25 protein-coding genes are annotated in these 24495 nt (G+C 64.9%); 14 read left to right on the forward strand and 11 right to left on the reverse strand.

The genetic code is table 11. The annotated features are described in order from the left end of the window. Window positions 1-15: 15 nt before the first annotated feature. Window positions 16-1278: a DNA repair protein NreA gene (gene nreA, locus D3D02_RS00895; RefSeq protein WP_121568107.1), complete on the reverse strand. Its 1263-nt coding sequence runs from the start codon at window positions 1276-1278 to the stop codon at window positions 16-18. A gap of 234 nt (window positions 1279-1512) precedes the next feature. Here nreA and D3D02_RS20550 point away from each other — a divergent pair, with 234 nt between their 5' ends. Next, window positions 1513-1668 (forward strand): hypothetical protein, encoded by a 156-nt coding sequence (locus tag D3D02_RS20550; RefSeq protein ID WP_158599308.1) that lies wholly within the window; start codon window positions 1513-1515, stop codon window positions 1666-1668. Window positions 1669-1737: 69 nt separating this feature from the next. On the opposite strand, the gene D3D02_RS00900 is transcribed toward D3D02_RS20550, so the two are convergent. Next, a complete protein-coding gene (locus tag D3D02_RS00900) occupies window positions 1738-2613 on the reverse strand; it encodes a transcription initiation factor IIB family protein (RefSeq protein ID WP_394337702.1) in 876 nt (291 codons plus the stop codon). A gap of 291 nt (window positions 2614-2904) precedes the next feature. Here D3D02_RS00900 and rnhA point away from each other — a divergent pair, with 291 nt between their 5' ends. After that, window positions 2905-3501 carry a ribonuclease HI gene (gene rnhA / locus D3D02_RS00905; RefSeq protein WP_121568109.1) on the forward strand — a complete coding sequence of 199 codons (597 nt, stop codon included), beginning with the start codon at window positions 2905-2907 and terminating at the stop codon, window positions 3499-3501. Continuing rightward, window positions 3494-4150: a rnhA operon protein gene (locus tag D3D02_RS00910; RefSeq protein WP_121568110.1), complete on the forward strand. Its 657-nt coding sequence runs from the start codon at window positions 3494-3496 to the stop codon at window positions 4148-4150. Before rnhA ends, D3D02_RS00910 begins: the two co-directional genes overlap by 8 nt. Before the next feature lie 94 nt (window positions 4151-4244). Here D3D02_RS00910 and D3D02_RS00915 read toward each other — a convergent pair whose 3' ends face one another. Beyond that, window positions 4245-4604 (reverse strand): PadR family transcriptional regulator, encoded by a 360-nt coding sequence (locus D3D02_RS00915; RefSeq protein WP_121568111.1) that lies wholly within the window; start codon window positions 4602-4604, stop codon window positions 4245-4247. A gap of 293 nt (window positions 4605-4897) precedes the next feature. Between D3D02_RS00915 and D3D02_RS00920 the strand changes: the two genes are divergently transcribed. The 7 genes from D3D02_RS00920 to thrS all read left to right on the forward strand — a co-directional run bounded on the left by D3D02_RS00920 (window position 4898) and on the right by thrS (window position 10626). Continuing rightward, window positions 4898-5431 (forward strand): inorganic diphosphatase, encoded by a 534-nt coding sequence (locus D3D02_RS00920; RefSeq protein ID WP_121568112.1) that lies wholly within the window; start codon window positions 4898-4900, stop codon window positions 5429-5431. A 148-nt stretch (window positions 5432-5579) separates the two neighbouring features. Beyond that, window positions 5580-5714 (forward strand): hypothetical protein, encoded by a 135-nt coding sequence (locus tag D3D02_RS21440; RefSeq protein ID WP_255410138.1) that lies wholly within the window; start codon window positions 5580-5582, stop codon window positions 5712-5714. Window positions 5715-5833: 119 nt separating this feature from the next. Further along, complete coding sequence (locus D3D02_RS00925) at window positions 5834-6118, forward strand: DUF2892 domain-containing protein (RefSeq protein WP_121568113.1); 285 nt, start codon at window positions 5834-5836, stop codon at window positions 6116-6118. Between the two features lie 183 nt (window positions 6119-6301). Next, entirely contained in the window at window positions 6302-7246 is a 945-nt protein-coding gene (locus D3D02_RS00930) for a rhomboid family intramembrane serine protease (RefSeq protein ID WP_121568114.1), read from the forward strand. Window positions 7247-7250: 4 nt separating this feature from the next. After that, window positions 7251-8033, forward strand: coding sequence for an endonuclease V (locus D3D02_RS00935; RefSeq protein ID WP_121568115.1), 783 nt, complete (start codon window positions 7251-7253; stop codon window positions 8031-8033). A gap of 110 nt (window positions 8034-8143) precedes the next feature. Continuing rightward, window positions 8144-8599, forward strand: coding sequence for a hypothetical protein (locus tag D3D02_RS00940; RefSeq protein ID WP_121568116.1), 456 nt, complete (start codon window positions 8144-8146; stop codon window positions 8597-8599). 101 nt (window positions 8600-8700) lie between these two features. Beyond that, window positions 8701-10626, forward strand: coding sequence for a threonine--tRNA ligase (thrS, locus tag D3D02_RS00945; protein WP_121568117.1), 1926 nt, complete (start codon window positions 8701-8703; stop codon window positions 10624-10626). A 90-nt stretch (window positions 10627-10716) separates the two neighbouring features. Here the strand turns inward: thrS and D3D02_RS00950 are convergent, their stop codons facing one another. Beyond that, window positions 10717-11787, reverse strand: coding sequence for an EamA family transporter (locus D3D02_RS00950; RefSeq protein WP_342764599.1), 1071 nt, complete (start codon window positions 11785-11787; stop codon window positions 10717-10719). A 327-nt stretch (window positions 11788-12114) separates the two neighbouring features. On the opposite strand from D3D02_RS00950, the gene hflX reads away from it, so the two are divergent. Beyond that, window positions 12115-13470 carry a GTPase HflX gene (gene hflX, locus D3D02_RS00955; RefSeq protein WP_121568119.1) on the forward strand — a complete coding sequence of 452 codons (1356 nt, stop codon included), beginning with the start codon at window positions 12115-12117 and terminating at the stop codon, window positions 13468-13470. A gap of 48 nt (window positions 13471-13518) precedes the next feature. On the opposite strand, the gene moaC is transcribed toward hflX, so the two are convergent. Both moaC and D3D02_RS00965 read right to left on the reverse strand, forming a co-directional pair. After that, window positions 13519-14064: a cyclic pyranopterin monophosphate synthase MoaC gene (gene moaC, locus D3D02_RS00960; protein ID WP_121568120.1), complete on the reverse strand. Its 546-nt coding sequence runs from the start codon at window positions 14062-14064 to the stop codon at window positions 13519-13521. Continuing rightward, window positions 14061-15503, reverse strand: a complete 1443-nt coding sequence (locus tag D3D02_RS00965; RefSeq protein ID WP_121568121.1) for an NAD(P)H-hydrate dehydratase — start codon at window positions 15501-15503, stop codon at window positions 14061-14063. The genes moaC and D3D02_RS00965 overlap by 4 nt, the downstream gene beginning before the upstream one ends. Before the next feature lie 171 nt (window positions 15504-15674). Between D3D02_RS00965 and D3D02_RS00970 the strand changes: the two genes are divergently transcribed. Beyond that, on the forward strand, window positions 15675-16046 hold the full coding sequence (locus D3D02_RS00970; RefSeq protein WP_121568122.1) for a winged helix-turn-helix domain-containing protein: 372 nt from the start codon (window positions 15675-15677) through the stop codon (window positions 16044-16046). A 99-nt stretch (window positions 16047-16145) separates the two neighbouring features. Next, complete coding sequence (locus D3D02_RS00975) at window positions 16146-18542, forward strand: ATP-dependent DNA helicase (protein WP_121568123.1); 2397 nt, start codon at window positions 16146-16148, stop codon at window positions 18540-18542. An 11-nt stretch (window positions 18543-18553) separates the two neighbouring features. On the opposite strand, the gene D3D02_RS00980 is transcribed toward D3D02_RS00975, so the two are convergent. Continuing rightward, a complete protein-coding gene (locus D3D02_RS00980; protein ID WP_121568124.1) occupies window positions 18554-18736 on the reverse strand; it encodes a hypothetical protein in 183 nt (60 codons plus the stop codon). Between the two features lie 113 nt (window positions 18737-18849). On the opposite strand from D3D02_RS00980, the gene D3D02_RS00985 reads away from it, so the two are divergent. Then, window positions 18850-19077: a hypothetical protein gene (locus D3D02_RS00985; protein WP_121568125.1), complete on the forward strand. Its 228-nt coding sequence runs from the start codon at window positions 18850-18852 to the stop codon at window positions 19075-19077. Between the two features lie 92 nt (window positions 19078-19169). On the opposite strand, the gene D3D02_RS00990 is transcribed toward D3D02_RS00985, so the two are convergent. From D3D02_RS00990 to D3D02_RS01005, 4 genes are all read right to left on the reverse strand, one after another. After that, on the reverse strand, window positions 19170-20258 hold the full coding sequence (locus D3D02_RS00990; protein ID WP_121568126.1) for a CheF family chemotaxis protein: 1089 nt from the start codon (window positions 20256-20258) through the stop codon (window positions 19170-19172). After that, complete coding sequence (gene flaJ / locus D3D02_RS00995) at window positions 20255-21916, reverse strand: archaellar assembly protein FlaJ (RefSeq protein WP_394337703.1); 1662 nt, start codon at window positions 21914-21916, stop codon at window positions 20255-20257. The genes D3D02_RS00990 and flaJ overlap by 4 nt, the downstream gene beginning before the upstream one ends. Before the next feature lie 158 nt (window positions 21917-22074). Then, window positions 22075-23742 (reverse strand): type II/IV secretion system ATPase subunit, encoded by a 1668-nt coding sequence (locus D3D02_RS01000; RefSeq protein ID WP_121568128.1) that lies wholly within the window; start codon window positions 23740-23742, stop codon window positions 22075-22077. Next, entirely contained in the window at window positions 23742-24494 is a 753-nt protein-coding gene (locus D3D02_RS01005) for an ATPase domain-containing protein (protein ID WP_121568129.1), read from the reverse strand. The genes D3D02_RS01000 and D3D02_RS01005 overlap by 1 nt, the downstream gene beginning before the upstream one ends. Between the last annotated feature and the right edge of the window lies 1 nt (window position 24495).

Genomic DNA, 24495 nt, shown 5'->3' on the forward strand with positions numbered 1-24495 from the left:
GGGTTTTCTCCGCGCTCATCCGAAGTCCCCGAGCGTCCGCTGGAGTCCGGCCGCCATCGTCGATTTTCGCCGGAGCGTCGACAGCGACACGGGGAGGTGCTTCGTGACGCCACGGACTGCGTCGCCGAACGTTTCGGCGGTGCCGTGTTCGTCCTCGAACGCGTCCCGGACGGTCTCGCGAACCTGCCAGACGCCGACCGGCCCCCAGTAGTCGTCGGAGACGTGCCGGAGGACGAGCGCTTTCGCCTGCCGGCCACGGTCTTCGAGGTGTTCGAGGACGGCCAGCCGTGCGGCGTGATACGCGCCGGCGGTCTCGTCGACGTAGCCTGTGCGACCCTCCGAGCCCTCGCTGTCCGCGGCGAGGTACATCCCGGCTTCGGGGTCGGGATTCCAGACGCTCCCGGGTGCTTTCAACTCGACGAGTTCGTACTCCCACTTGCCCGGTGCGAGGATCACCCAGAAGGCGTTTCCGAGGAACTCGTTGCGGTGGACTTCGACGGCGTCGATCCCAGGATTCGTCCGGATCCGCCCTCTGAGGTACTGGCCGACGGTGTCGTCGACGGCGGTGATCGACCAGCGCGTGGGCACGAGTCGCCGCTGGTCGGTCTGTCCGAGCGCGCCCGCAGAGAGAATCGTGTTGATGTCGTAGACGTCGAAGCCGCGGCGATAGAGGTAGTTCATCGCGCCCTCGGCGTTCCAGTCGTCGTCTTCGAGCGTCTTCTCGACGGGACGCGGCACGTGGGGGTTCTCCGCCAACTCCGCAGAGCGGGCCCGAGCGCGCGGTCCGACCGGCGTGGCGACGTCTTCGACGCCGACGTCTAAGTCGACGTCCGGGCGTTCGTCGAGGCCGATCTCGACCGTCACGGGACGGTCGGCGATCGCCACTTCGCGCTGGGTGCCGAGAAAGCCGTTCCACGAGTCCGCGACGTTCGTCACCGTCTGTGAGCGATTGGAGTTGAGAAGTGACGTGCGCCGCGCGAAGACGTCGGAGATCGAGACGCCTTCGTCGTACCACGCCCCGGAGGTCTCGAACTGCTCGGCGTTTTCGTCGTGACCGACGGGCGAGAGAAGGCCCGTCGAGACGCGCGGATAGTTGGAGGTGCCGACGAAGATCGACGGCGAGACGCCGCCGTACAGCGAGTCGCCCTGAACAGTCTCCTCGAAGCGATCCTGAAACGTCTCCAGGTGGTCGAGGATGTCGTAGGACTTCTCCTCGGCGAGTCGCCGACGCTCCGCGCGCTCGTTCCGCTCGACGTCGACGTACTCGTCCAGATTCATCGTGTGGGTGTGCGGCGGGGACGGATATGAACCTTCGGCGTCTCGCCGACTGACCCGCGGCTCGGTGCGTGGGTTTATGTACGAACGAGCGGCCAGCGGTCGTGTGACGTGATGTCCATCCCGCGCCGGGCAGCGGTCGTTCGGCACTGCAGCGTGCCGACTGTTCGCTATCGCACCGCTTCTGGCGACACGGCACAGCTGACGTGGCGCTCCGTGGGGAGGGCGCTCCCGGATGTGCCGCGACGTGAGAGCGTCTCTCGGATGTGCCGCGACGCGAGGTCGACGTTTCTCTCCGAGACGGTCGTCTCCCTGTGGCTGGAGGAGGTACGTTCGGATGTCGAGGGCCGAGTCGCCCGCGATCGCGACAGCGGCGACTCGGCGGACGAGTGACCGACAGTACGAAACGGTGAGTGGGGAGTTCGGCGCCCTCCGAGACTCGCGACCGACGCCGGCGTGGCTCTAACTGTGGATGCCCATCGCTTCGATCTGCTCTTGGTAGCGATTCCGGATGGTGACTTCCGTCACCTGCGCGACGTCGGCGACCTCGCGCTGGGTCTTCTTCTCGTTGCAGAGCAGCGACGCCGCGTAGATCGCCGCGGCCGCGAAGCCCGTCGGCGACTTCCCGGAGAGCAATCCCTTCTCTGCGGTCGTCTCGATGATCTCGTCGGCCTTCGATTGGACCTCCTTCGAGAGATCGAGTTCCGAACAGAACCGTGGGACGTACTTCTTCGGATCGACCGGCTTCATCTCCAGGCCGAGCTCCTGGGAGATGTAGCGATACGTCCGGCCGATCTCCTTTCGATCGACGCGCGAGACCTCAGAAATCTCCTCTAAGGACCGGGGGATTCCCTCCTTGCGGCACGCCGCATAGAGGGCTGAGGTGGCGACGCCTTCGATGGAGCGGCCGCGGATGAGGTCCTCGTTGAGCGCGCGTCGATAGATGACCGACGCGACCTCCCGTACCGATCGTGGTACGCCCAGCGCCGACGCCATCCGGTCGATCTCCGAGAGCGCGAACTGGAGGTTGCGCTCGCCCGCGTCCTTCGTCCGGATGCGCTCTTGCCACTTGCGCAATCGGTGCATCTGTGAGCGCTTGCGCGAGGAGATCGAGCGCCCGTAGGCGTCTTTGTCCTTCCAGTCGATCGTCGTCGTCAGCCCCTTGTCGTGCATCGTCTGTGTCGTGGGCGCGCCCACGCGGGACTTCTCCTGGCGCTCTGAGTGGTTGAACGCCCGCCACTCCGGTCCGGGATCGATCTGCTCTTCCTCGACGACGATACCCGTCGGTTCGTGGATGAGTTCTCCATCACCCGTACGGACGAGGTCTTCCTCGTCCATATCTTCGAAGTCGATGTCGTCTTCCGCTCCGTCCGCCTCGTCTTCACGCTCGCCCTGCCATCGCGTCCTCTCGACGTCCTGTTCCCGCTGGCGGGTGGGCCGTGTCATCGCATTTTTATATTCGCTATCTCGATACAGTTAAACCCTCGGCTGGTTCGGGGTGCTCCGTCGCACGAGTCGTACGGTCGGCGGCGGCGACGACGTGTGCGGATTCGATCCGCGGGCTGACGACGCCCTCGGAGAGCGAGGAGAGACCGAACGGTTCTTTCCCGCGCTCTGACTCTCTCCGGTATGCCGAGTGTGGAGTGCGATCCCGACGTCGCCCGCGATCGACTCGAAGCCGCGGGCGTCGAAGTTCGAGCGGGTAACACCGACTACGAGCGGTGGCGTGCCGAACGCGGCGGGGCGACCGCCGTCGCCTACGACGACAAGGTGGTCGTACAGGGATCGCAGCCGACAGATCTGCTCGCGGTCCTCCGGTCGGACGGCGGCGGACGCGCGCACGTGTACTTCGACGGCGCGAGCCGCGGCAACCCCGGCCCCGCGGCGATCGGCTGGGTCATCGTCACGAGCGACGGGATCGTCGACGAGGGGAGCGAACGCATCGGCGAGACGACGAACAACCGCGCGGAGTACGAGGCGCTCGCACGCGCACTGGAAGTCGCTCGCGACTATGGCTTCGACGAGGTCGACGTTCGCGGAGACTCCCAGCTGATCGTCCGCCAGGTGAAAGGCGAGTACGACACGAACAACCCGGAACTGCGGGAGCGACGGGTCCGCGTGCTCGAACTGCTCGATGCGTTCGATCGGTGGTCGCTCGAACACGTACCGAGAGCGGTAAACGGACGCGCCGACTCACTAGCGAACGAGGCGCTCGACGATGGCTGAAGACCACAGTGAGACGTTCGATCGACGGGAGCGCGAGGCGGCAGACGTCCCAGAGCCGGCCGACGGACGCCGGCCGACCGGAAGTGACGATGCGGCTGACGATCCCGAGATACCCGAAGACGTGATAGACGAAGCCGAGCGGCTGACGCGGCTGGAAAGCGAGGCCGCCGCCGCCGACGCCGCGGAGGCGTACCAGGAGCGTCGCGACGAACTCGTCGACGAGCACGACTTCACCGCACGCATCCGCGAGGAGGACGACACGCTCGTGCTCTACCCCGAGGAGTGGGTCGACGACGGTACGGTCCAGTTCGATCGCATCGAGGATACCGACCGCGCGGTGGAGGTGTCGCTGTCGGGCCCCGACCACGGCGCGGAGTGGGAACATATCGAAGACGAGAACCAGGCGATCGTCGACGCGATCGAGAACGAGTACGGTCCCGCCCACGCCGGCAACGTCCGCGCGTTTGCGGACTTTATGGGAAACCACTACCTCAAGACGGTCGCGGACGCCACGCCCGAGGAGCGCGAGGAGTTCCTCACGGAGTACTACCCGCGCAACGCGTGGCCATCGAAAGAACAGGAATCCATCGTCGTCGATAGCGTCGAGCTCGTTGCCGAGGTGGTCGACGACGGAGTGCCCGGAGCCTGAACTATCGTAGCAGTTGCACGTCCTCACTCACTCGATCGCACGACAGCGTGTGATCGGGTGCGCAGTCAGTTGCAACTGCTATACGGTGTCCGGTCTATCGGTACGCTTCGACGAGGTCGGTGAGTTCTGCGGCGCGTTCGTCGCCGGTGACGAACTTCGCGAACATCCAGTCGAACTGATCGAGGAGCGCGTCGTGGCCCTGTTCGGTAAGCTCGTACTGGTTCGTCCGCTTGTCGAGTTCGCTCTTTTCGACGAGTCCCATCTCGACGAGGTCGTCGAGGTTGGGGTAGAGCCGGCCGTGGTTCACTTCGGTGCCGTAGTACGTCTCGAGTTCGCGTTTGATCGCGAGGCCGTACATCGGCTCCTCGGCGAGGATGACGAGGATATTCTGCTGGAATGCCGTAAGGTCGCGTACCACACGTTCCGTGTCAGTAACTGTTTGTGCCTCTGACATACCAGTTGAAATGGGTCCGGGATATTTAACGCTTCTCAACTAATCTTCACATTAAAACCAAATCGGCCTCTAGCCGGTTCTTGGCGGTCACAATCGGGCGATCTGTGTTTCTTCCCCCACCGATATCGGTCCGGAAATGTCTAGTGATGGGCCCATCTGGGTATTCTTGGACGAATCTTCCCCGATCATCAAATCGGTCGCATATACCGCGTTACACGCTGACACGTGTGGTGCTACCGGTTGCGTACCGACGATGCGAAAGGACTTTTTGCTCGTTCGGAGACAGCACAGGTATGACGAACCTCTGGGAAGACATCGAGACCGGTCCGGACGCGCCGGACGTCGTCTACGCCGTCGTCGAGTGTCTAAAGGGCGAACGGAACAAATACGAGTACGACAAGGACGTTCCCGGCGTCGTCCTCGACCGCGTGCTCCACTCGAACGTTCACTACCCCTCGGACTACGGGTTCCTCCCGCAGACGTACTACGACGACGAGGACCCCTTCGACATCCTCGTGCTCGTCGAGGATCAGACGTTCCCCGGGTGCATCATCGAGGCCCGCCCGGTCGCGCTGATGCGGATGGACGACGACGGCGAGAAAGACGACAAGGTGATCGCCGTCCCCGACGAGGATCCGCGCTACGACAACGTACAGGACGTCGAGGACCTCACCGACCAGCAGAAAGCCGAGATTGCCGAGTTCTTCGAGACCTACAAGAACCTCGAAGAGGGCAAACAGACGGAGACGCTCGGCTGGGAAGACGCCGCCGCCGCGAAGGACGCCGTCGAGCACGCGATGGATCTCTACGAAGAGAACTTCGCGTAAGCGACCCCGTTCCGTTTTTCGCGCCGTAACGCCCTTATTAGCAGCGGTTCACGCTACCCGGATACCTCCCAGTAATGGTCGCTGTGCGCCCCGATGCGTTATGCGTATGGGTAATCTTTTGCCCGTAGGGGCTGAAGTACTATCTGTGATGGCTGCCAAGAACCCGCGCCTCGGCGTCGCCCACCCGACGGTCGTTCCCACCAACCACCGGCAGGAGCGCGACGCAGACGAGGCTCCGACCAACGAGAGCGGAGCGGAAGAGACGACCGAGAACGCGGCGTAACGACGCCTTCTTCGAGCCACGTTCGACGCCCGGATCGCTGCGCCGACGAGCGGCCGTGACCGCGAAACGCCGAACGTCTTGGGTGAAAAATACAAGACTGCTCAGTTCGTAGTCTCAGTATGGAGCAAAACGTCGGCCGAATGGATCGACGCGCACGCATCGCTGCAGGAGCGACGCTACTCGGTGCGGCCCTCACGACGCGCGGCCCGGTCCGGCGGGCGGCCGCGCTCGGCGCTGGCGGGACGATGCTCGCGACGGGTGCGACGGGGTACTGTCCGGCCTACGACGTCGCCGGCGTCGACACCCGGGAGAACGACGCCAGCCCCGACGGGTCGGGTGGGGGCCGTCCGGACGGATCGGATCACACCGACGGGGCCGTAGAGATCGACGTCGAGGCCGCCTGAGCCCTTCCCGAGTTCGGGTCGTCCGCGACGTTCCCGGAGCGGCGAGCGGCCCCTCGCCGAACGGTGCCCCGCGCAATCGTCGCAAGACGCCGGTGGACGCGGCCGGCCCGTTCGCCAGCCTCGCACCGCACGCGACTCCACCGAGGGGAACCGCTTTTACTTGCGCCGCGACTACGGTGAGTGATGGCTACCTGCGACGAGTGCGGGAAGCACGAGAACCTGCCGTACCAGTGTCGACGGTGCGGGAACACGTTCTGTGCTGAACACCGACTCCCGGAGAACCACGACTGCCCGGGTCTCAGCGACTGGAACGACCCCTCGGGCGTCTTCGACAGCGGGTTCGACGACTCAGTCCAGAACCGCGGCAGTACGTCCCGGTCGAGTGGCTTCGCCGACCGACTGCTCGGCACTGGCGGCCCGCTCGGGTACTTCCGTGGAAATATGAGCTACGTCTTCCTCGGCGTGATGTGGATCACGTTCGCGCTGCAGTACTTCATCTTCCCCTTCCTGCTCGGCGCGTCCCCGCGGAGTTCGCTCTGGCAGGCCGCGTTCGTGCTCTCGCCCGGGCACATCGAGTACGTCTGGACGTGGCTCACCTCGATCTTCGCCCACGGCGGCTTCACGCACATCGCCTTCAACAGCATCGCGCTGTACTTCTTCGGCCCGGTCGTCGAGCGCTATCTCTCCACGAAGCGCTTCGCCGCGCTCTTCTTCGGGGCCGGCATCATCGCCGGGCTCGCGCAGGTCTTCTCGACGCTGCTGACGGTCGGCCCCTTCGGCGCGGGCGTCGTCGGCGCGTCCGGGGCGATTATGGGCGTACTCGGCGTGCTCACCGTCCTGAACCCGAACCTGAAGGTGTATCTCTACTTCATCATCCCGATGCCGCTGTGGGTGCTCACGTTCGGCTTCGCCGCGTTCAGCATCGTCGCCGGCTTCGGTGCCGCCGGCAGCGGCCTCGTCGGCGGCAACGTCGCCCACCTGGCACACCTCGCCGGCCTGCTCGTCGGGCTCGCCTACGGCGTCCGCGTGAAGGACCGGGTCGGCGTCCCGAACTCCCTGCAGTTCGGTCGCGGCGGCGGCGGAATGGGCGGTCCCGGCGGCCCCGGCGGTCCGGGCCGACGCCCCTGAACCGATGCGGCCGGTTCGTCCTGAGTTCGTCCCCGACCCCGCGTTGACGCGCGCGGAGATGGAGTCGCTGCAACTCGACGTCGCCGCGGCGGCGACGTGGGAGGATGCGTTCGATTTCGATCCAACAGCCCTGTCGCTGCGGGCCGACCACACCCTCGATGCAGCGGCCGCTCCCGACGACCGTCCGCTCGTCGCCGGGGTCGATCAGGCGTTCCTCGACGACCACGCCGTGAGCGTCGTGGTCGTCCGCCGGGGGGAGACGGTCGTCGAGCGCGCGCACGCCGTGACCGACCTGGCGATCCCCTACATTCCTGGATTACTCGCCTTCCGGGAGGGTGGGCCGATTCTCGCCGCATTCGCGGAGCTGGCGTGTGACCCCGACCTCGTCGTCTTCGACGGCAGCGGCCGCATCCACTACCGACAGGCGGGACTGGCGACGCACCTCGGCGTGTTGCTCGACCGCCCGAGCGTCGGCGTCGCGAAGGGCCTGCTCTGTGGCACTCCCGACGACGACGTCGACGGCCGCCCGGAGGGGTGGCGGACGCCGATCCGGGCCGACGCGGACGTCGAGAACGCAGCACGCGGAGAGCAGATCGGCCACGCGTTCCAGTCCCGGCAGTACGCGTCGCGGCCGATCATCAATCCGCTGTACGTCAGTCCGGGACATCGCGTGGGCGTCGGGACAGCGACCGACCTCGTCGAGCGGCTCTGCGACGGCTACAAACTCCCCGAGCCGACCCGGCTGGCGGACGCCTACGCCGACGAAGTGAAAGCGGAGTACACATAGCGTGTGTCGCGTCGGGTATCGCGGCGAGCTCGCTGTGCTCTCTCTGACCCCTCAAACACTCCTTTGATCCTCCACAAGGCCCTTTCTACCCGGTGCCGTGCTCCCACGTGATGGACCTCACACGAGCCGCCTCCGTGGTGGTCGCCGTCGCACTGCTCTCCGCCGGCTGTCTCGGCGTCCCGAACGGCGACGCTCCCTCGACCTCGACGTCGCCGCCGGAGTCGACGCCGGCCGGAACGGCTCACGCCTCGGAGCAGCCGGATCCGAACAAGGAGGTGCGACTGGAGAACGCCTGGAACCGGAGCGTCGAGATCCACGTGCGCGTCGTCCGCGAGACGACCAACGAGACGGTTCACGAGGCGACCTACACTCTCGAACCGGGCGCAGAACGCGACGTCTACAACCTTTCGGCGGCTGAGCCGACGGGGATCGAACCGTTCCGTATCGTCGCGACCGCGCGTAACACGACAGAGAGCGTCACGATCGAGACGAGCGCGTGCTACGGGAACGCCTACGTGGAGATCACAGACGAGGGGGAACTCTATCCCTACTACGCCATCTGCTGACCGCGGACCGATGTCGGTACCGAGCGTGCGCCCAGCGCTGACGTACCAGCCCGTTCGGCGACTCGAAAACACTTATTCGTACGCTCGCACTCCCAACGCGTATGAGCGAAATCGTTGTCAGCCTCCCCGACGGCTCTGAACTCTCTGTTTCGGAGGACGCGACGGTCGAGGACGTCGCCTACGAGATCGGACCCGGACTCGGCCGCGACACCGTCGCGGGCGTCGTCGACGGGGAACTCGTCGACAAGGCGGCACCCGTCCACGACGGTGCCGAGATAGTCATCGTCACCGACCAGAGCGACGAGTATCTCCGCGTGCTGCGCCACTCGGCCGCGCACGTCTTCGCCCAGGCGCTCCAGCGGCTCCACCCCGAAGCGAAACTCGCCATCGGGCCGCCGACCGACGAGGGCTTCTACTACGACGTCGCGAACGTCGACCTCGATCAGGACGACCTCGAAGCGATCGAAGCCGAGATGGAGGCCATCATCGAAGAGGACCTCCCGATCGAGCGTGAACTCCGGCCGCGCGAGGAGGCACTCGACACCTACGACGACAACCCATACAAACAGGAGATTCTCCAGGACGAGGCCGCCGGCGAGGATCCCATCTCCTTCTACGTCCAGGGTGACTTCGAGGACCTCTGTAAGGGTCCCCACGTCGAGTCCACGGGTGAGATCGGTGCAGTGACGCTTCTCAACATCTCGTCGGCGTACTGGCGCGGCGACGAGGACAACGACACGCTGACGCGCGTCTACGGGACGGCCTTCGAGTCCGAATCCGACCTCGAAGACTACCTCACCCTTCGCGAAGAGGCCCAAGAGCGCGACCACCGAAAGCTCGGACAGGAACTCGATCTGTTCTCCATCCCGGAGGTCACGGGTCCCGGCCTGCCGCTGTATCACCCCAACGGGAAGAAGATCCTCGACGAACTCGCCGACTACGCCCGCTCGCTCAACCTCGACGCCGGCTACGACCCCGTCGAGACGCCCCATCTGTTCCGGACGGAACTGTGGAAGAAGTCGGGCCACTACGACAACTACGTCGACGATATGTTCCTGATGGACGTCAACGACGAGGAATACGGCCTGAAGCCGATGAACTGCCCGGGCCACGCGACCATCTTCGACCAGAAGTCCTGGTCCTACCGCGACCTCCCGGTCCGCTACTTCGAGGACGGCAAAGTCTACCGGAAAGAGCAGCGCGGGGAGCTCTCGGGGCTCTCGCGCGTCTGGTCGTTCACCATCGACGACGGCCACCTGTTCTGCCGTCCCGAACAGATCGAAGGAGAGGTCAATCAGGTGATGGATGCCATCTACGAGGTGCTCGACACCTTCGACCTCGACGCCCACGTCGCGCTCGCGACCCGCCCGGAGAAGTCCGTCGGCGGCGACGAGATCTGGGAGCAAGCGGAGTCACAGCTCCGTTCGGTGCTCGAAAACCAGGGCATCGACTACGACCTCGAACCCGGCGACGGTGCCTTCTATGGGCCAAAAATCGACTTCGCCTTCGAGGACGCGCTCGGGCGAAAGTGGGACGGTCCGACCGTCCAACTCGACTTCAATATGCCCGAGCGCTTCGAGCTCTCCTACACGGGCGAGGACAACGAAGAGCACCGTCCGGTGATGATCCATCGCGCGCTGTATGGCTCCTACGAGCGCTTCTTTATGGTGCTCATCGAGCACTTCGACGGCAAGTTCCCGTTCTGGCTCGCGCCCGAGCAGGTCCGCATCCTCCCGATCAGCGACGACCAGCTCGGGTACGCCCACCGCGTGAAGAACGAGTTGGGCGACTTCCGAGTCTCGGTCGAGGACCGCTCGTGGACGCTCGGCCGCAAGATCCGCGAAGCACAGGAGGACCGCGTGCCGTATATGATCGTCGTCGGCGACGACGAGGAGGAGAACGGGACGATTTCGGTGCGCGACCGGAAAGAGCAGGAGCGACAGGACGTCGAGGTCGAGACGTTCCGCGCGCACCTCGAATCCGAGTACGACGAAAAGCGGATCGAGCCCGACTTCGTCGAGGAGTAACGCGGTCTCTCGGACCTCTCACATCCTGCGGACGCGCGAGCGGGCGGCTTGTTGCGAGTACTTCGATGGAGAGACGAGTCAGTCGTCTCGTCAGTCGGCGTCGTGACCGTAGCCCGTCGCGGGTGAGGACTGGTTCTCACAGATGGCTCGACCAGGGGAGAGGTCACACACGCGAATACGCGCCCGCCGCAGGCGCCGATAGATTCGGTACTCCAGACTCGACCAGTGAACGACCTGCCGCCGCGGGAACACCCGGCTTCGGGCGACCCGCTGTCGGGGGACCAGCACGCCGCCGAACTGCTCGCGGACGAGTTCGTGCTGGACGAGGACGAACCCAGTGAAGATGCCGAGGAAGCCGAGGACAGTCGTCTGGCTCACCGTCTGCCCGAGCAGGAGCCAGCCGCCGAGCGCGGCGACGATCGGCTGGAAGTAGCCGACGAGGTTGCTCTCGGCGGGGCCGACCCGCTCGTGGAGCGCGAAGTAGACGAGAAAGCCGATCACACCGGAGGCAACGGTCAGATACGCGAGTGACGCGAGCGCTGTCGTCGTCCACTCGACGGTCGCGACGGCTTCGCCGCGCGCGAGCGATCCGGCGAAGAGCACGCCGGCCCCGAGGAGCATCGCCCAGCCCTGCATCGAGACGTCTGCGAGCGTCGTCCGAAGCGGAGTCGAGAGCACAGAGCCGAGCGCGAACGTCGCGGCACCGACGAGCAGGAGGCCGACACCGAGGATGTCCGACGCGAACAGGTTCGACGGGTCGAGGTCGGCGACGATGGCGACGCCGAGGAGCCCGACGACGAAGCCGCCGGCGGAGACCGCGTCGAGTGAGTCGTCGAGGAGCATCGCAGCGAAGACCGCTGTCAGGACCGGTGAGAGACTCACGACGACGGCGGCAACGGGGCCGGGGACGGACAGTTGTCCGACGTAGAGCAGTGCGTGGTAGCCACCGACGAGGAAGGTGCCGACGACGGCGACGTTCAGCCACTCGGTGCGACCGCGCGGTCGGAGGCGGTCCGTCGTGACCGCGGCGTAGCCGAGGACGAGGACGCCAGCCAGCGCGTAGCGGACGGCCGCGAAGAACAGCGGCGGGACGTGGGCGAGTCCGGCCTCGATGGCGACGAAAGAGAGCCCCCAGACGGTCGCAAGTGTGACGAACAGCACCACCTCAGGTGGTAGAAATCGGGAACGAATTCCATATCTCATAGAGATATCTTCACTCAGGCCTGGAGCTGTTTATACTTATCTACAAAATAGAGTAATACAATCGTTTTAGATTCTATAATATTAGGAATATAGGGAGATATTACGCAACGACACCGTGTTACTTCGAATCACGGCAGGTCACAGATGAGGTCACGGTTCTCTCTCGGGAACGGCACGCTCGGATCGGCGCTGGAATTCGGGTAGCGTTCAAGTGCTTCGACCGCCTACCTCCGCGTAGACAGTGCAGGTGAATCACCCCGAGACCGCCGCTGCTGCGGTGAAACGATGAGCGAAGACAGCCCCGTCGTCGTCGCGAAACGGGTCGACGGCGGCGACACTGCCGACTTGAGCGAGATCACGGACCTGGCTCGCGCGGCCGGCTACGACGTCGTCGGCCAACTCTCGCAGTCGCGCGAGGAGGACGCCGCCTACCACTTCGGCGAGGGGAAAGTCGAGGAACTCGCCGCGCTCGTCCGCGAGACGAACGCCCAGGCGGTCATCGTCGACAACCGCTTGGGGCCGTACCAGACGTACAACATCGGCGGGAAGCTTCCGGAGGGCGTCGAAGTGATCGACCGCTTCACGCTCATCCTCGAGATTTTCGGCCAGCGGGCCAACACCCGCAAGGCGCAGTTGCAAGTCGAACTCGCGGAACTGCGCTACGAACTCCCGCGCGCGGAGGCGAAAGCGTCGCTGGCAAAGCGCGACGAGCGCCCCGGATTTATGGGCCTCGGCGAGTACGACGAGAGCCGCGAGCAGGACATCAAAGCGCAGATCTCCCGTATCAAGCAGGAACTCGACGCCATCGCCGACAAAGAGGAGACGCGTCGCGAACAGCGCCGGGAGTCCGGCTTCGATCTCGTCGCGCTCGCTGGCTACACGAACGCCGGCAAGTCGACGCTGATGCGCCGGCTCGCGGACGACCTCGACGTGGGCGAGAACGAGGGGCTCCACCCGGATCTCGACCCGACTGCGGAATCGGAAGACCGCCTGTTCACGACGCTCGGCACGACGACGCGCCGGGCCGACACGGGGACGAGAGACGTTCTCTTGACCGACACCGTCGGGTTCATCTCGAATCTTCCGCACTGGCTCGTCGAGTCCTTCGAGTCGACGCTGGATTCGGTCTACCGCGCCGACCTCGTGTTGCTCGTCGTCGACGCCTCCGAATCGATCGAGGAGATGCGCGAGAAGCTCATCACCAGTCACGACACGCTCTACGAGCGGAACGAAGCGCCCATCGTCACGGTCCTCAACAAGATCGACCGCGTCGACGACGACGAACTCGCGGAGAAGCGCGCGGCGCTCGACGCCCTCGCGCCGAATCCGGTCGTCGTCTCGGGACTCACCGGCGAGAACATCGACGAACTGACCGCCAGAATTGAAGCGGAACTGCCCGAGTGGCGCGAGGAGCGACTGCTCTTGCCGATGTCGGACGATGCGATGAGCCTCGTCTCGTGGCTCTACGACCACGGCCACGTCGAGCGCGAGGAGTACACCGGCGAGGAGGTCCTCGTCGAGTTCTCCGCGCGCCCCGCCATCGTCGAGAAAGCGCGATCGAAAGCGGCAGACGTCCGCGTTCCAGCCTCCAACGCGGAACCCGAATCCGCCGAGTCCGAAGCGAGCGTCGACGGGCGGTAGGATCTGGGGGCCACTGGGCTCGATGTCCGAATCGACGACGCGGTTCGACTAGGCGTCGTCGACCCGCTGCTTCTCTTTGGTCAGGACTTCGACGTCGGTGATTCGCGTGTCGGGATACTGACCGTCGGCCGTCTTCTCGGCGGCTTTGACCATATCCCAGACGACGTTCAGCCCGGTCGTGACGCCTTCGAGAGCTTCCATCTCACAGCCGGTCTTCCCGGTCGTCTCGACGGTCACGGTGAGCGTCACGTGGTCGTCCCGGACGTCGAAGTCGGTGTCGACGTTCGTGATCGGGATCTGATGGCACATCGGGATCGTCTCCCAGGTGTGTTTCACCGCCTGGACCGCGCCGATGCGCGCGGTCGCGAGCACGTCGCCCTTGCCGATCTCGTCGTCGCGGATCGCGCCGATCGTCGACTCGGTGAGGTGAATCGTTCCGGCCGCGACGGCTCTCCGTTGTGTATCGGGCTTCGCGCCGACGTCGACCATCTGGACGTCGCCCGTCTCGTCGACGTGTGTGAGCTCCGCGTCGCTCCCGTCAGATCGAGCGTCACCGTCGTCCCCCCGGTCGGCCTCGCGCTCTGCGTCGGTCATTCGTCTCCCTCCCGAAGCGCCGCGGGCAGTCGATCGATCAGATCCGTCGCCAGGAGGCCGTACCCGTTCTCGTCGACGGCTGCGTCGCCGGCGCGTCCGTTCCCGTAGGCGGCGACGGCGGCCGCCTCCAGTGGTGTGAGCACGCAGGCCAGTGCGCCGGTCGCACCCGCGAGAACGTCGCCGGTACCGCCGACGGTCATCCCCGGGTTCCCGGTGCGGTTGACGCGCGTCTCGTCGCCGTCGGTGACCACGTCGTAGGCACCCTTCACGAGCAGCACGTGACCGACGTCTTCGGCGAACCCCGCGACCAGTTCCGCGCGCGCCCGCCAGTCAGTGTCGGTCTCGCCGCCCATCGCCTGCAACTCGCCCTGGTGGGGCGTGCAGATCAGGGTCGCCTCGGTGTCGACCGTCGGGACGACTTGGAGCGCGTCGGCGTCGACGACGGCGGTGCCGTCGTAGCGTTCGAGCAGGTCGCGGACGGCCGCGAGCGTCTCCTCGTGGCTCCCGAGACCGGGACCGAAGACGGCGACGTCGTGCTCGGCCGCGAGCGTCAGAATTTCGCCCACGTGTGCCGGCTCCAGGTGGTCACCGTCGTAGGGACGGAGGATGAGGTTCTCGCTGTAACCCTGGATCTCGCGCGCGACCGACGCGGGGCAGGCGACGCGGACGAGGTCCGCGCCGGCTCGGAGTGCCGCCTGTGCGGCGAGTGCGGGCGCGCCGGTGTACGGACCGCCGCCGACGACCAGTACCTCGCCGAAGTCGCCCTTGTGGCTCTGGGCTGGACGCCCGAGCTGCTGGAGGTCGCCCGGTCCGGTGAACAGTTCCGCTGCCGACGGGATCCCGATGTCTTCGATTGTGACGTCGGCGTCGAGCGACGTCAGTCCCGGCTTCTCGTCGTGGAACGTCACCACGTGGTCGGCGTCGACGGCGACGCCCGCGGCTTCGCCGGTGTCGGCGTCGACCCCGGAGGGGACATCGACCGAGAGGACCGTCGCGCCGAGGCGGTTGATCTGCCGGGCGGCCGTCGCCGCGGGTTCGCGCAGCGCCCCCGTCACGCCCGTGCCGAGCATCGCGTCGACGATCACGTCCGGGTCGCCGAGATCGAAATCGAGGTCGACGGAATCTGTGACCGTCCGCGCGTCGTACTCCGCGGCACGCAGGGCCTCCCAGTTTTCCCGGGCCAGATCGGTGGTGATCGTCTCCGGCCGACCGAGGAGGTGGACGGTGACGTCGTAGGCGTCGAGAAAGCGGGCGGCGACGAGTGCGTCGCCGCCGTTGTTCCCGCGGCCGGCCACGATCGCGACCGCGTCTTCGGGGTCAGCCAGGCGGCGTACCGTACGGGCGACGGCGTTGCCGCTCGACTCCATCAACTGCTTCCGCGGGACGCCGAGCGCCTCGGCGTTGCGATCCACCGCGGCCATTCGCTCGCTCGTTATCATACTCCGCAGTTCGGTCCGACCCGTCCTAAAATGCGAGGGATGCCGTAGCGCGCCCGACGCTGGCCTCGGTACTGGCCGTCCCCGGCGAAGCGTGACCGCTCCGGTCACGCGTGACGTGATGTGTGTCGGATATCCGAAACGTTTAGGCAGACGTACGTGGAATACAGTGGTATGTCGGGGCTCCTGCCGTCAGAGACAGAGACTCGTCCTCCTGATGGGGACGATGGCACCCTCCGCGTGCTTCCGCTCGACGACGACGACGCCGCCCAACTCATAAACTGTCTCGCATCCGACACTGCCCGCTCGACACTTGCGGCTCTCCAAGAGAACCCTGCCACCGCCTCCGAACTCGCAGACGACGTCGAAACCTCGCTGCAGAACGTTCGGCACCACCTCGACAATCTCCGCGACGCAGAGCTCGTCCGCGTCGTCGAAACCCGCTACTCCGTAAAAGGACGCGAGATGAAGGTGTACGCGCCGGCCCGCGACTCGTTGGTCGTCTGCGTCGGCGACTCGGCAGACATCGATCACACGTTCGAATAGCTACGGGGGCGGCCGACAGCAGTCTCTGTCTCCGTCGCTCGCCGTTTCGTCTCGGCCGAGCGTTCAAATACCGAGCCGCGGCCACTCACCGACACCAATATGAGCGCGGCGCAGCCACTGCAGCACGTGAGTTGGCAGGCGGTCTTCGGCCACGACGACCCGTATTCCGAGCAAGCCGACGGCATCGACGCCGCCGTCGAAGTCGCCGAGGAGAACGGTTTTCTCGTCGTCGAAGGGGCGTGCGGAACAGGAAAGACGATGCTCGCGCTTACGGCGGGCATCGACCGCGTCCGCGACCCCGAGTCGGACTACGAGCGCGTGCTCGTCCTGACGAGCGTCAAGCAGCAACTGCGCCAGTTCGAGGCCGACCTCGAAACGATCAACGGGAACCTCCCCGACGAGTGGTCGCCCGTGTCGGGACTGACGCTCGTCGGGAAGGCCGACGTCTGCCCGTACAGCCGCGAAGGCGTCGCTGGCGTCGACGACGAGACGGTCTACGATCGGTGTGAGGGCCTCCGCGAACGAACACGAAACCTCGTCGGTGACGGCGGCGAGACCTCGACGGGGACACTCGTTTCGGAGGCCCGCCAGACGCAGACCGGGCTGCTCGACTCCGGATCGACGCAGGGACCGGAGTACCTCTCGACCGCCGGCGAACCGACGCCGTATCTCCCCGAGACCGCCGAGTACGGCGACACGGAGTACTGTCCGTTCTACGCGACGTTCCTCGACGACGTCCCCGAAGACGGCGATCCGATCGAGGCGGTCCCGTTCGATCTGACTGACCGCGGACACATCGACACCGAGGAACTCGTTCGCCTGAGCGCGGGCTACGGCACCTGTCCCCACTCGGTGATGGGCGCGGTCCTCCCGCACGCGGAAGTCGTCCTCGGTAACTACTACCACGCGTTCGACCCCACGACGGTCGGCTCGTTCACGGGCGCGCTCGTCGACGAGGAGACCTTCGTCGTCTGCGACGAGGCGCATATGCTCGAACCGCGCGTTCGCGATCTGGTGAGCGACGGCGTCGCCGAATCGACGCTTCGCGACGCCGAGAACGAACTGACGCGGGTGATCCAGCCAATCGAGTTCGAGGACGCGGGAAAATCAAGTGCAGATGGCGACGCCGGAAGCGCCGACGCCGACCTCGTCCGCGGCGAACTCGCCGACGCGGACGTGACTCTCCGCGAAGTGCGCGAGACCCGCGAGTTCGTCTCGGATCTCCGCTCGGAGATCGACCGCCGCGTGAACGCCCACCTGGACCGGACGCTGCCGGACTGGCGCGCGGACCTCACGCGCCTCGACGACGACGAGATCCCGCTCCGCGACCCCGAAGATCCCGGCGTCGACGAACTCACGGAGTGGGCCGACGACGCCGGCTACGACGAAGCGACCTGGCTCCGCGCGGAGTCGGTCGGCGCCATCGTCGCTCGCATCCTGAACGAGGCCGAAGACGACGACGTCCGGCGGGCCGCCCCCGCCGTCGGGCGAACGCTCGCGAACTGGACTCGGACCGACCACGTCGCGTACTTCAGAGAACTCGAACTCGAACGCACCTGGGACGAGACCGCCCGCCAGAACACCTGGCGACGCGCCTACAACGCCCGCATCTCGCTGCACAACTGCGTCCCCGGCGAGGCGATTGCAGAGCGGCTCGGCGAGTTCGGCGGCGGCGTCCTGATGTCGGCGACGCTCGAACCGATGGCTGTCTTTCGGGAAGTAACAGGGCTGGACGCGCTCGCGGACGACGGCCGGCCGATCGAGGAACGGACCTACGGGCTCTCGTTCCCCGCGGCGAACCGCGCGTCCTTCGCCGTCGACGTGCCGAAGTTCACCCACGAGAACCGCGGCCCGCGAGGCGAACTGAACCCGACCCGACGCGCCCACGTCGATGCCGTCTGTGAGATCGCGCGCTCACCGGGGAACGTCCTCGTCGGGATGCCGAACTACGCAGAGGCCGCGTGGATGGCCGAGGCCCTCTCGGAGCGACTCGACCGCCCGGTGCTCCTCGACGAAGCGTCCGACGACGACGCGACCGAGGCCCTCAAGACGGAGTTCTTCGGCGGGGACTCGAAAGTCCTCGTCACGAGCCTCCGCGGGACGCTCACCGAGGGCGTCGACTACCGGGGCGACCGCCTCGCCGCGGCGGTCGTCTGCGGCGTGCCGATCATCGATACGTCGAGTCCGCGGACCCGGGCGGTGAAGACGGCGTACGACCGTCGGTTCGGGTCCACGGGCAAAGGGGGCCGGAGCGGATTCGAGACGGCGCTCACCGTACCGGCCGTGCGAAAAGCGCGGCAAGCGATCGGACGCGTCATTCGCGGGCCCGACGAGGTCGGGATCCGTGCGCTCGTGGACGCCCGCTACGCCCGCGAGTCCTGGGACAGCGTCCGGGAGTACCTCCCCGAGACCGAACGCGAGGAGTTCGGTCCGGTCAGTCCGGATATGCTCGGCTACGGCGTCGACCGGTTCTGGTCGTCGCTCGAAGGGGACTGAGAGAGAAGTCGCTATTCGTCGTAGGCGGCCTTACACTCGTCAGAACAGAAGTGTCGCTCTTGCACCTGGCCGTCCTCGATCCACGTAACGACGCGGTGGGTCGGCGACTGCACGATCTTCTCTCCGCAGGTCGCACACGCGGGTGCGTTAGATTCGTCGATGTCCTCTCCGAGATCGGAGGTCGGGTCTACCATCTCTTCGAGTGCTTGGCACTCGGGCACACTTGACTCCGTGTTACCCGGCGGAACTTGCCTGCCAACAGTAGTGGTTTAGTACGTCCGTAGCGATACTCCGAGTGTGGACTGAGATGTCCGACTTGCCCGGCGATCCCGAAAACCGCGCTCCAGAGCCGAGAGCCGAACGCACCGACGATGCGTCGCATCGACTGTTCGAACTCCGAAGTGTCGTCGTCCGCTACGAGGAACGGCCGGACCGCTGTACGATCTACCCGCGTCGGGAGAGTTGCTGTGAACACGTCGACGCCTGGCTGTCCGCCGATGCGGACGCGTTCGTCCCCCTAGAAGAGATGCGGTAGTGGCGCCGCGTGGCGTCCGTCTCCTTCCCGGTTGGCGTCTCCCGCCGCGCGCCGCGCTTGCCGGGTACGAACGGCTGGCCTGTCTCGCGCGCTCACACGTTGATGTCTTCGAACTCCTCGTTGACGATAAACCGACCCTGTGGCGTGAGATCGACCGGTGGCTCCTCGTCAGTGATGAGGTCGTCTTCGTGGAGTGACTCCAGTCGGGCTTCGAGTTCGGCGTCGCCGATGTCGAGTAACGATGCGAGATCGATGTCTTCGGCGGTCGAGTACAGCCCAACGAGCACTTCCAGTTCTGTCTCGGCCACCTCGACGTCGCGGACGTCGCTCTTGATCCAGTGGTAGATCAGCCGCAGGTAGCGGCCGAGGATGTTCATCTTCCGTCTCGACCGCATCGAGATCTCGGAGGTGACCGTCTGGCCGTTCTCGACGTGTTGCACTGAGAGGACGAGGATGGAATCGCCGTCGTCGGCCGTCTGCTCTATCACCTCGAAGAAGACGACCGACGCGAGGTCGATCGAGAACGGCCCGTCTTCATCGGATTGGACGTCGCTGCCGGGGAACGACACCGACTCGTAATCGAGATTGAGCCCAGTCTTTCGCTTCGGCGTATCCATCACGCGACCACCGATCTTTGCCGGGTGCTTCACGAGCGCCGTCGATCCGTTGAGCGTCGCCCGGAAGAGCAAGAGCGAGAACTTCTCGATCGTCTCTCGGTCGCCGCCAATGACGGTCGTCCGTCGATAGTCGCCGTCGACGTACCCGACCATCACGGTGTAATCGAAGAACTCCTCGACTTCGGGCGGCACCTGCCCGACTGCGATGTCGAATATCGAGGTGATCGGAATCATCGTCTTCGTGTCCGAGGTCGCGAGGACGAGCCGTCGCTCGCTCATCAGCACGCGACCTTTCACCGGATCGAACGCGGCGTCGCCGCCGGCGACGAAGTTCGCGACGAAGTCGACGATGATCGACTCGCCGCTCTGTGCCTTACGAGATTTCGACTTTGAGCCCGACTTCGACTTCGAGCCCGACTTCGACTTCGAGTCCGAGCCGCTGCCGGATTCCTCCCGATACGCTTCGAGGAGTTCCGAGCGTTGTTCGGCTGCTTCGCCGTGTTCAGAGTGTGACTCGGAGGCGTCGCGATCGCCGCCATCACGGTCGGAACCTGTGGCCGTCATACGCTGATCAGCCCTCCAGCGAGCCACGAGGTCAGCACCGCGCTGCCACTGCCGATCCAGACGAGAACGACGAAGTGGAGGTAGGCGTTCACCTTGTGCCCGCCGTCGACCATCCGGATCATCAGCGCCGAGAGGACGCCGTTGAACAGGATAATGAGCGACAGCAGGTACTCGATCACCGGGATGTCGTAGACGCCCGCGTAGATGATCTTCCCGAACTCGAACTGCGCGAGGTTCAGATCCGAGGAGAACGTCGCGAGGATCTCGACGACTTCCAGGCCGATGAAGAACGCGAACGCCGCGGAGGCGGTGATCCCGTAGAGAACGCCGATGAGCGTCACGGTCGCCTGGTCGCGCTGCTGACGGAGCTTGATCACTTCGTTCATATTCTGTGAGATGAGTTCGCCGAGCTGTTTCGGTGTTCCACCCATCTGTCGCCCGACGAGGTACATCTCCGAGAACTTCTGGATGAGGTACGAACTTGTCTCCGCGGTGAAGAAGAACCACGAGCGATCCGGTGCGACGCGCATATTCAATCGCGTGTAGAGCCGATCGATCTCTCGGGAGAGCACGCCGAAGTCCTTCTCGCGGAGCGTTTCCAACACCGCGCGCGTGGTCGATTGCTTCGCGCTCTCGGAGGCGCCGAGCGCCCGGATGAATCCCGGGAATTCGTTATCGCGTTCCTTGACGCTGTTCTCGTGGTGCCGAGCAACGAGCCCCGGAATCGCGAGCGGCGTCAAGGGTGCCGCCATCATCACTGGAATCGGAATATCGAGCATCACGTACTGGATCGATTGTCCGATCGACGTCCACCCGGCGACGCCGAGTCCCAGAATACCAATGAACACGAGACTTAGCGCGACCGATCCGTAAAGTGCGATGTCGATTTGCCGGTCCATCTTCGTGCGGTACTCGTCCTGCTGATACCACAGTGGGTCGTGCGGCGATATCGTCCTGATGACGAAGTAGAACCCCAACTGGACGAAGACGAACAGCACGATAACGGCCGCGATGGTCATCGTCGCGTCGGTGCCGGTGAGAATCGGCAAGACGATCGCGTTGATGATGGCGAACGTCATCGAGAGAATCATCGAGAGATAGAGGTCCTTCATCACTTCTAGGTTGCCGAGCGCACCCTCGTAGACCGTGACGTACTTTTCGATCATCGTCTGCTGCTCGCCGAGCAGGAAGTCATCGAGGCTTTGGCCGGCGTTCAGCGAGTACGCCAATCGGTCGAGGAAATCACCGAGTTCCTTCGAGGGAACGGCACGTGCACGCCGACGCAGCGCGTCATCGAGCGACTGATTCCACGTGTCGACCAGCTCCGTGATCCGCCGCATTTCGACTGCGAGCTCGCCGTACTCTTCTTCTTTCCCAAGCTGCCGGAAGACCGCAACACGGTCGATATTCGTCGTCGAAAGCACCGTCAGGTGCGTGATGACGAGGTGCAGTTGGTTCTCCAGGCCGCGTCGCTGCTGTTCGACGAGCAAGCGGGGATAGAGAGCGCCCGCAACCAGCATTAGCGCGCCGAGGAGGAAGATCGGGATCCGGACCAGGATCGGCAGCGGGAGGAAGACGGCCCCGGCGACGCCGAGGACGAACAGGAGTACCGTCGGCGCCAGGACTGTGAGCGCGTACTTCCGATTTTCCATCGGCATCCGCTCGTAGGAGTCGAGGATCGACGACGCGAACTCCTGGAGTTGCTTCCGCTGTGCACTCCACCCTGGATCGACGTCGGGGTTCGTCTCACTCATCGATTATCCTCCCTGCCGGTCATCGGCGGCGCTCCGGTTCGGCCGTCGATCAGTTTCACTCATCATTCAACCCTCGTCATATCGAACGGGATACCTTCCGTACCGTCCCGCTGGAAGTCCTCGATGAACTCGTTCACCTCGTGATAGCCGACGATGTTCTCTTGGATTGCCCGTCGGATGAGTTCCGAGCGGAACTCGATGTCCTCGTAGATCTTTCGGGTGTCGTCGTACCCGAGCAGCGTCGCGATCTTCTCTTCCATAATGAAGGAGTTGTTCCGACCCTGGAACACGATCTCGTCTTCGACGGGGTCCCAGTAGAACGCCTCCCGGGTGACGACACCGCCCATCTCTTTCGAGTACCCCTCGATCTCCTGGACCGACGTGACGCGACGGAGCGTGTCGTTGCCCCGCTTGACGCGGTTCTGGAACAGCGCGATGTCACAGTTCGACATAAACGTCTCGGGGACGTTGATCGGATCCCCGGTGAACCGCTGGATCATCGAGACGATGTCGGACGCGTGGAACGTCAGCATCACCGGGTGGCCGGTCTGGGCGGCCTGGAACGCCATCCGCCCCTCCTCGCCACGAACCTCCCCGACGATGATGTAGTCGGGGCGCGAACGCAGCGCGGCCGCGACGAGGTCGAACATATCGACCTCAGAATCCGCGCCGCGTCCCTCGCGGGTGAGGAGCTGCTGCCACGTGTCGTGCGGCGGGAGCACCTCGGCGGTGTCCTCTGCGGTGTAGATCTTCGAGTCCCGCGGGATGAACGACGTGACAGCGTTGAGCGTCGTGGTCTTTCCGGACGCCGTCTCGCCGACGACGAACACCGTCCGCTCGTTCTCCAGGGCGATCCAGAGGTACGCGGCCAGTTCCGGCGACAGCGTCCCCCACTTCGCGATCTGAAACACCGACAGTGGGACGTCGTCGCCCTGACGGATCGTGAGCGAGGAACCCTTCAGCGAGACGTCGTCGGAGTAGATGATGTTGATACGCGATCCGTCCGGGAGCGTCGAGTCCACGATCGGGTGCGCGTCCGAGACCGGGTCGCCGATCCGTTCACCCATATTCCGGAGCCAGTTGTCGTACTGCTCTTCGGAGTCGAATTCGACGGTCGTCTCCAGCAGTCCGAACTCGCCGTGATCGACGTCGACCTGGCGTGGCCCAATGACGTGAATGTCCTCGTTGGCCGGGTCGCGCATAATCGGCTCCAGCGGTCCGAGGCCGACGATGTCGCGGACGAGTCGGTACTGGACCTTCTCGTACGTCTCTTCGGACACTTCCAGCGCCCCGAGTTCGAGTCGCTGGATGATTTCCGCTAACCGCCCGTTGCGTTCGTCTTCGAGGACGACGATCTCTTCGAGCAGTTCTCGAATCCGATCTTCGTACTCGGTCTCCTCGGCAGGTGCCGGCTTCGTCACCGACCGTTCGAGGAGTTTGTCTTTCACCTGCCCGAAGAGGTCGCGTTCGTCGTCGTCCAGTTCCGGCTCGATCGTGTAGTACTTCGTCGTCTCCCCGAAGTTCCCGTACACCTGACAGTAGATCGGGCCGCCCACGTGGTAGATGATGTTCGGCCGCCGCGACTCGTATCCGTCTGGCTCCTCGACGAGCATCGGGAACTCGCCGGTGATCTGCCGAAACCGCTTGAGGTGCTCGCGGAGGTGGCCCCACCGCTGGGCGTGCCGCCGCAGTTCGTTGTCGATCTTCGCTGAGCCGTGTTCGGTGGCCATTATGCGACACTCCTCGACTCGATGACGATCCCGATCCCCGAGCGGACCGAGAAGCCGACGCGGTCGCCGACCTGCTGGCCCATCCCGGCGAATCGCTTCACGAAGATGTTTCGCCGGACGTCGTTCCCGACCTCGACCATCTCTAATTCGAGATAGACGTCCGCGATCGATCGGAAGGGACCGATCGCCTCGTCGTCGACCGTCGAGGGGTCGACCGTGAGAACGATCGTCTTGCCCTTGGTGGTCAGATCACGGAAGAACGAGATGATTTCCAGCGCCGCCTGCCGCTCCTCATTTTGCCGGACGAGCGCCTCGAACTTGGGATCGTTCCGGAGGATGGCGTCGAATGTATCGACGATGATGACGTCGCCGTCCCACATCGTGTCCGCCTCCATCATTCGCTTGAGGAGTTGCTTCCGCTCGTCGTCCCCGCCGCTGCCGGTCAGCGTCCCCGACGCGTCGATCTCGGCGGGGATGAAGAGAATCTCCTCGTCGAGCAGGGGCTTGACGACGTCGTACGTCAACGAGTGCATCTGGTCGAGAAAGCCTCGGACACCTAGTTCTGTCGAGACAAGCGTCGTCACAATGTCTTCCTGCGTAAACCCATAGGTGAGTCGCTGGGAGAGGACGCTCTTTCCGGCCCCGTAATCGCCTTCGATGAGGACGATCGAGCCCTTCGGAATGCCGCCGCCGAGTTCCTTCTCGAGGCGGTCGTGGTCTTTGAGTCCAAGCGAGAACTGATTCGATCCCATA

Source organism: Halobellus sp. Atlit-38R, assembly GCF_003665925.1.
Classification (GTDB): Archaea; Halobacteriota; Halobacteria; order Halobacteriales; family Haloferacaceae; genus Haloquadratum; species Haloquadratum inordinatus.